Raw genomic sequence first — 6,986 nt, 5'->3', positions numbered from 1 at the left:
CGCTTGAGCGTGTCGATCCCGGCCAGCAGCTCGGCCTTGCACTTGTTTTTCAAGGCGGATGAAATCTCCGCACCGAAGTATGCCTCCGGGTAACCAATCCGCGCGGGTAACTCGATATACAGCTCGATTTCCTTCATCAGTGTGCGCACCTGGGCGCGGGCGAATGGCTCGCCGGGCAGCAACGCCTTGCCCTCGGTGCACTCTTCCAGATACTCGAGGATCGCACTGGTCTCGTTGATGAAGCCCTGCTCGACCCCCAGCACCGGCACCTTGCCACGCGGACTGATACTGAGAAATTCGTCGCTCTGGTTGCCGTAGAGGGTCACGACCTCGAACTCCAGACCCTTCTCGAGCAAGGCCAACTTGACCATATTGAAGTAGTTGCTCACGGTAAATCCGTATAGTTTGAACATGCTGACAGGCTCCAGGCCGGCGGACAGAAAGCTAGATTTATAGCCCCAGACAGGCCATGTCAGCCAGCCGTATCAAGTCAGTGAATGGCGCGGGCGCTGTCACGCTGGCACACTGCACCCTCAGTCCACGGATAAGCCAAGCATGAGCGAACACGACGAGCACGAAGACGAAGCCTTTGCCGAAGCAGCGCTGATCCAGGCCATCGAGAATCAGCTCGAGGCCGCGCAGCCGCCTGCCGCCCTGGCCACCCTGAACAAGCTGAGCCTGGTCGGCTACGAGCGCGGCGAAATCCTGCATCTGATGGCGATGGTGCTGGCCCATGAGGTCCGGGCCATGCTCGACGAAGATCGGCCATTCGATGACGCGGCTTACGAGCAGGCCCTGCGCGCCCTGCCGGAGTTGCCGAAAGAAACCTCCTGACGCTAGTCGCTTAGTCCTGCGCACAACCTCGCGTCTCGCTACACTGCACACACCCGCGCCTCGCTTCATCCACGCGGGCCTCAACCAGTCGGGCACACGCGCTGCCCGGCCCCTGTTTACCAGAGCCTGGAGCACTTATGTCTTTTACCCCTGAGCTGGTTGCCGAACTGGATCTTCTCGCCCTGTTCAACCTGGGCAACACCCAGGAAGGCCTCAAGGTTCACCATGTCGCCGCACCGCAAGCGATTGCTGCGGCCAAACGCCTGCACGCCAAAGGCCTGGTCACCCAGGAAGATGGCGGCTACCTGACCAGTCTGGGACTGGACGCGGCCGAACACGCGCAAGTCTTGTTGACCATTCTCAATGTGACAGAAACCGCCTGACCCGCCGGCACTGCCCACGCCGCACGCGCAAGCGGGCCATGGCGTGGGCGAGATGGCACTCCTACCCGCACCTCGCCACGACTGACTGGCCGTCGTGGCGCATTGCCCGCCGAGCCTGCGCATGAGCCGTACCGAGGAAATTCGCCCGGATATCGACGAAGGTATCGACCGCAAGGTACTGGCTCAACTGCGCGCGCGCTTTCTCAAGGTCAATGATGGCCGCCTGCAGCGCGCCATGCAGGCACTGTCGACCCGCCAGCAGCTGGTCCTGAAGTTGCTGCCACTGCTGTTTCACGTTAATCATCCCTTGCTGCCAGGCTATGTGTCCGGGCTGACGCCGGCCGGACTGAGCGGCTTCGAGCCGGGCGACGATCTGCTCGCCGAGGCGCAGCGCCTGACCCGTTCCTTCGTCTACAAGGCACGCCGCGGCAACAGCGCACTGCCGCTCCACGGGCTGTTCCTGATGGGTAGCCTGGGCACAGTGGCCCAGGCCGAGCACAGCGACATGGACCTGTGGGTCTGTCACGCGCCCGACCTCAGCCCCCGGGATATCGCCGAGCTGCGCAAGAAGTGCGAGCAACTGGAGGCCTGGGCTGCGACCCAGGGCGCCGAAGCGCATTTTTTCCTGATCGACCCGGCGCGCTTTACCGTCGGCGACCGCGAGGCGCAGCTGACCTCGGACGACTGCGGCACCACTCAGCACTACCTGTTGCTCGACGAGTTCTACCGCACGGCGATCTGGCTGGCCGGGCGCACCCCGCTCTGGTGGCTGGTGCCGGTGTACGAGGAGCAGCGCTACCACGACTACATCGGCATCTTGCTGAACAAGCGTTTTATCCGCGCCGACGAGGTACTCGACCTCGGCCATCTGGCGCAGATTCCGCCGAGCGAATTCATCGGTGCAGGCATGTGGCAGCTGTATAAGGGCATCGAGTCGCCATACAAGTCGGTACTCAAGCTGCTGCTCACCGAGGTCTACGCCAGCGAACATCCCCAGGTGCAATGCCTGTCGTTGCGCTTCAAGCAAGCGGTCTTCTGCAATCGCCTCGACCTCGACGAACTCGACCCTTACATCGTGGTTTACCGCCGTCTGGAGGAATACCTGAGCGCGCGCGGCGAAACCGAGCGCCTGGAGCTGATCCGCCGCTGCCTGTACCTGAAGATCGACAAGAAACTCAGCAGACCGCCACGCAACCAGCGCAAAAGCTGGCAACGCCTGCTGCTCGAGCGCCTGACCTGCGACTGGAACTGGGACAGCCGGCAACTGGCGATGCTCGACAGCCGCAGCCAGTGGAAGGTGCGCCAGGTCAGCGCCGAGCGCCGTGCCCTGGTCAACGAATTGACCTACAGCTACCGCTTCCTCTCCCAGTTCGCCCGCGACGCCCAGGCTGGCAGCTCGCTCAACAGCCGCGACCTCGGCGTACTCGGCCGGCGCCTGTATGCCGCCTTCGAGCGCAAGGCCGGCAAGATCGAATTCATCAACCCCGGCATCGCCCCGGATCTGGGCGAAGACACCCTGACCCTGGTGCAGAGCCCGAGAATCGAGGCCAGCGACGAAAATCAGTGGGCCCTGTTCAGCGGCAGCCTCGGCGTCCAGGAGTGGGCGGATTTCGCCCCGCTCAAGCGCGCCCGTGAGCTGGTTGAGCTACTCGCCTGGTGCCACCGCAATGGCGTGATCGACAGCAGCACGCGGTTGTCGCTGCACCCCGGCGACAGCGACCTGAGCGAATTCGAACTGTCCAATCTGCTGGCCTGCCTGCAACAGACGATGCCGCTGCCGCTGCCCGCGATCGAGGAAAGCGCGCTGCTGCGCGCCAGCGTACCCGGCGAAGTGCTGCTGCTGATCAATGTCGGCATCGACCCGCTCAAGCAGCACAGTCAGATGAATGTGCACATGACCACTGGACGGACCGATGCCCTGGGCTATTCCGGGGTGCGCGAGAACCTGATTCTGACCATCGACCAGGTCAGCCTGAACAGCTGGAACGAACTACTGGTCAGCCGCTATGACGGCCCCCATGCACTGCTCGACTGCCTGCGCGATTTCCTCAACAGTCTGCCGGCCAGCGGCAACAAACCCAACCTGCGGGTGCGCTGCTTCTGTCGCAATCGCGCCACGGCCATCGCCGAGCGGGTCGAGGAGCTGTTTCGCGACAGTCTGAACAACTTCACGGGGCCGCAGCACAGCCGCTACCTGCTGCAAATCAAGCAGCACTACCACCTGCTCGAACTGACGCCGGGGCAGGTCAGCCACACTGCACTGACGGGCATGCCGGCGCTGCTCGAGCACCTCGGCAAGGAGCAACCTGGCTATAGCCGGCTGCACCTGGATCGCAATGCCCTGGAAGGCGACGACCTGGCCCTGATCCTGCCGCTTGGCCGCCCCGAGTGCATCCAGGTGTTCTACCGTCGCCACGAAAACAGCGGCCTGGCCGAACTGACCCTGCTCGACGAACACAACGCGCTGTGGCGGCAGAGCGTGCCGTTTCGCGACGAACAAAGCCTGCTGACGCCGCTGCAGCGCTTCCTGCAATCGCTGCTGTACCGGCGCAATGCCTTGCTGCCGCTGGACAGCCCGACACCGTCGACGGCGCTGGAGGTGCTCTATTACGAAGTCCTCCCGGCGGCGCCGCAGCGGGCCCGCCAGGTGGAGCTGCGTCCGCCACCGCAAGCACCGGTGAGCCACCCCTTCTACGACGTGCAGGCGATTGTCGAGCCGGTCGACGGCAAGCGCGCTCACGTGACCCTGTATTGCAACCACCGTGAATTCTCCGAACTGGAGTACGCCGGCGACCTGTTCGCCGCCGTGGCCCGGCACATCCTCGCCCAACGGCGCGAGGGCGAGCGCTACCCGTGCTACATCACCGACCTCGACCTGTCCGCCGTGCTTGGCGATGGGCGAGCGCAGACGATTCACTACCTGCGCTACAAGGCCCGCCTGGAAGCGGCACTCAATGCGGCACTGGATAAAGCCTGAGCAAGCGGGCCGGCCAGCGCTTCAGCGACTGTATTCGCCGGCCGCTTCCGGCTGGTATTCCACGGCCAACAGGGTCAGTTTCAACTCCTTGCCACCGGGAGCTATCCAGTCCATGTGCTGGCCGACACTCAGCCCCAGCAGTGCGCTGCCCACCGGCGCGAGAATCGACACGCAGCCTTCTTTACCGGCGTCCTGCGGGTAAACCAGGGTCAGGTGATAGTCCTTGCCGCTGCTTTCTTCGCGGCAATGCACCCGCGAGTTCATGGTGACCACTCCGGCCGGCACCTGGTCGTGGCTAACCACGTCGGCCCGATCCAGCTCGGCCTGCAGGGCGACAGCACCCGGGCCAAATTCCTCCAGGCTGTCGAGCAAACGCTCCAGACGCTGTAAATCGAGACGGGTAATGGTAATTGGCGGTGCACTGGTCATGGTCAGCTCAACTCTCCTTAAACGGGATGCATAAAAAGCAAAACCCCGTCTGATAGAGACGGGGTTTTTGCGCAAGTCAGGTCGACCGTATCACAGCCGTTCAAATAAACAAGACCGGCAGGTCAGCCTCGACGCTGCTGCAAGCGTGCCTGGGCGCTATGGCAAATAGCCCGCCGACGCGCATCGTCGGCGCTGCCCCAGTCGAGAATTTCGTTGAGCAAGCGACCACATCCCAGGCACATATCACCGTCGTCCAGGCAGCACTGGCGCACGCACGGCGAAGCGACTACCGACACAACCCGCTCGGGCGCCGCGTCGGGACGCAACTCAGAGTTCTTCAAACTCAAGACTGACTCCAGATTGCTCCAGGGTGATGCGCTCGAGCATTTCACCCAGCAGCTCATCGCTGCTGTCGCAAATCCAGCGCTCGCTGGCCTCGTCAAAATCGAAGTGGAAACCGCCGGAACGGGCCGCCAGCCACAATTGGCGGATCGGTTCCTGACGACTGAAGATCAGCTGCGTGCCATTCTCGAAACGCACGGTCAGCACACCCGCCGAGTTTTCCAGGTCGAGGTCCAGGTCGCTGTCATCGAAAATGTCTTCCACCGCTTGCTGTACGGTATCGACCAGATCGTGAAAGCGGGCTTCGGTCAAACTCATTGCGGATGTCCTCGAAAAATTCAGGTGGTGCAAAAAAGTGCCAGACGCTCTGGAACAAGGTTGCGCGCGATAGCCCGGCCGGAGCGCCTGAACCCGGCGTAACACAGCGCACAAAGGTTGCGTCACACGACCAGCATAGCGAGTCGGATACGCGAAGAAACGCAGTATACCGTGCCCGACGCGCATGATCCGCACCTCTCCCGAGGCGCGGGCAAAGCCCCGTCGGACGGGAGTCCTGGCGCATAGGCAAGGCGCCGGGGGGCCGGTATACTCCGGCGCAATCATGCTTTATTACAAGGACTTCACCATGAAGCGGCTGTTTACTGCCCTTATCGCGCTTGTCGCCGTCAGCACTCTGCTTAGCGGCTGTGGCCAGAAAGGCCCGCTGTTCCTCCCGGAAGAAAGCAAGCCCGCGCCTGCGCAAACCGAATAAGGACGGCTCATGAACGCCTTCACCTACCGCGACGGCACGCTGTTCGCGGAGGGCGTGGCCCTGTCCGCCATCGCCCAACGCTTCGGCACGCCGACCTACGTCTACTCGCGGGCGCACATCGAGGCGCAGTACCACGCCTATGCCGATGCCTTGCAGGGCATGCCGCACCTGGTCTGCTTCGCCGTCAAGGCCAACTCCAACCTGGGCGTATTGAACGTGCTGGCGCGGCTCGGCGCCGGTTTCGACATCGTCTCGCGCGGCGAACTGGAGCGCGTCCTCGCCGCCGGTGGTACGCCTGGCAAGATCGTCTTCTCCGGCGTCGGCAAGAGCCGCGACGACATGCGCCGTGCGCTGCAGATCGGCGTGCACTGCTTCAACGTCGAATCCAGCGACGAACTGGAGCGCCTGCAACAGGTCGCCGCCGAACTGGGCGTGCAGGCGCCGGTGTCGCTGCGGGTCAACCCGGATGTGGATGCGGGTACCCACCCGTATATTTCCACCGGGCTGAAGGAAAACAAGTTCGGCATTGCCATCGCCGACGCCGAGGCGGTGTATGCCCGTGCCGCCGAGCTTGCCAACCTGGAAGTGATCGGCGTCGACTGCCACATCGGTTCGCAGCTGACCAGCCTGCCGCCGTTCCTCGATGCCCTCGATCGCCTGCTGGCGCTGATCGACCGCCTGGCCGAACGCGGCATCCGCATCAAACACCTGGACCTGGGGGGTGGCCTCGGCGTGCAGTACCGCGACGAGCAGCCGCCGCTGGCCGGCGAATACATCCAGGCGGTGCGCCAGCGCATCGCCGGCCGCGACCTGGCCCTGGTGTTCGAACCGGGCCGTTCGATCGTCGCCAACGCCGGTGTGCTGCTGACCCGCGTGGAATACCTCAAGCACACCGAACACAAGGATTTCGCCATCGTCGATGCGGCGATGAACGACCTGATCCGCCCGGCGCTGTACCAGGCCTGGATGGACGTGGCGGCGGTGCAGCCGCGCGAGGGCGCGACGCGCAACTACGACATCGTCGGACCTATCTGCGAGACCGGTGACTTCCTGGCCAAGGATCGCGACCTGGCGCTGGCCGAAGGCGACCTGTTGGCCGTGTGTTCGGCGGGGGCCTACGGCTTCGTCATGAGTTCCAACTACAACACCCGCGGCCGTGCCGCCGAGGTGATGGTGGATGGCGACCAGGCCTTCGAGGTGCGTCGGCGCGAGACCCTTAGCGAACTCTTTGCGGGCGAAAGCCAGCTGCCGCCAGCACCATAAGGGCACC

9 protein-coding genes are annotated in these 6,986 nt (G+C 63.7%); 5 read left to right on the top strand and 4 right to left on the bottom strand.

What is annotated here, in order from left to right; genetic code table 11:
• Positions 1–413 (bottom strand): glutathione S-transferase family protein (locus R3355_RS18695; RefSeq protein ID WP_318962566.1); only part of this gene is annotated, 413 nt, incomplete at its 3' end.
• A gap of 142 nt (positions 414–555) precedes the next feature.
• Here R3355_RS18695 and R3355_RS18690 point away from each other — a divergent pair.
• From R3355_RS18690 to R3355_RS18680, 3 genes are all read left to right on the top strand, one after another.
• A complete protein-coding gene (locus R3355_RS18690) occupies positions 556–834 on the top strand; it encodes a hypothetical protein (protein ID WP_318947249.1) in 279 nt (92 codons plus the stop codon).
• 137 nt (positions 835–971) lie between these two features.
• Positions 972–1,217, top strand: coding sequence for a TIGR02647 family protein (locus tag R3355_RS18685; RefSeq protein ID WP_305255715.1), 246 nt, complete (start codon positions 972–974; stop codon positions 1,215–1,217).
• 121 nt (positions 1,218–1,338) lie between these two features.
• Positions 1,339–4,194, top strand: a complete 2,856-nt coding sequence (locus R3355_RS18680) for a class I adenylate cyclase (protein ID WP_318962565.1) — start codon at positions 1,339–1,341, stop codon at positions 4,192–4,194.
• 21 nt (positions 4,195–4,215) lie between these two features.
• Here R3355_RS18680 and rnk read toward each other — a convergent pair whose 3' ends face one another.
• The 3 genes from rnk to cyaY form a co-directional block, all read right to left on the bottom strand.
• The gene (rnk, locus tag R3355_RS18675) at positions 4,216–4,623 is read right to left on the bottom strand and encodes a nucleoside diphosphate kinase regulator (RefSeq protein WP_318947247.1); all 408 of its coding nucleotides are present in this window, start codon (positions 4,621–4,623) and stop codon (positions 4,216–4,218) included.
• Positions 4,624–4,745: 122 nt separating this feature from the next.
• Positions 4,746–4,970 (bottom strand): DUF1289 domain-containing protein, encoded by a 225-nt coding sequence (locus R3355_RS18670; protein WP_413243536.1) that lies wholly within the window; start codon positions 4,968–4,970, stop codon positions 4,746–4,748.
• Complete coding sequence (cyaY, locus tag R3355_RS18665) at positions 4,951–5,283, bottom strand: iron donor protein CyaY (protein WP_318947246.1); 333 nt, start codon at positions 5,281–5,283, stop codon at positions 4,951–4,953. The genes R3355_RS18670 and cyaY overlap by 20 nt, the downstream gene beginning before the upstream one ends.
• 307 nt (positions 5,284–5,590) lie before the next feature.
• On the opposite strand from cyaY, the gene lptM reads away from it, so the two are divergent.
• Positions 5,591–5,716 carry an LPS translocon maturation chaperone LptM gene (lptM, locus tag R3355_RS18660; protein WP_318947245.1) on the top strand — a complete coding sequence of 42 codons (126 nt, stop codon included), beginning with the start codon at positions 5,591–5,593 and terminating at the stop codon, positions 5,714–5,716.
• 9 nt (positions 5,717–5,725) lie between these two features.
• Positions 5,726–6,979, top strand: coding sequence for a diaminopimelate decarboxylase (gene lysA / locus R3355_RS18655; RefSeq protein WP_318962564.1), 1,254 nt, complete (start codon positions 5,726–5,728; stop codon positions 6,977–6,979).
• Positions 6,980–6,986 lie beyond the last annotated feature (7 nt).

This window comes from Pseudomonas sp. (assembly GCF_033723075.1).
GTDB lineage: Bacteria > Pseudomonadota > Gammaproteobacteria > Pseudomonadales > Pseudomonadaceae > Aquipseudomonas.
Note: the sequence above shows the minus strand (reverse complement) of the source record. Positions and strands in the feature narration are given on the sequence as shown.

Bases quoted from the DNA above. Each gene is read 5' to 3' on its own strand.
- R3355_RS18690 (WP_318947249.1), top strand. From the start codon at position 556: ATGAGCGAACACGACGAGCACGAAGACGAAGCCTTTGCCGAAGCAGCG.
- R3355_RS18685 (WP_305255715.1), top strand. From the start codon at position 972: ATGTCTTTTACCCCTGAGCTGGTTGCCGAACTGGATCTTCTCGCCCTG.
- R3355_RS18680 (WP_318962565.1), top strand. From the start codon at position 1,339: ATGAGCCGTACCGAGGAAATTCGCCCGGATATCGACGAAGGTATCGAC.
- rnk (WP_318947247.1), bottom strand. From the start codon at position 4,623: ATGACCAGTGCACCGCCAATTACCATTACCCGTCTCGATTTACAGCGT.
- cyaY (WP_318947246.1), bottom strand. From the start codon at position 5,283: ATGAGTTTGACCGAAGCCCGCTTTCACGATCTGGTCGATACCGTACAG.
- lptM (WP_318947245.1), top strand. From the start codon at position 5,591: ATGAAGCGGCTGTTTACTGCCCTTATCGCGCTTGTCGCCGTCAGCACT.
- lysA (WP_318962564.1), top strand. From the start codon at position 5,726: ATGAACGCCTTCACCTACCGCGACGGCACGCTGTTCGCGGAGGGCGTG.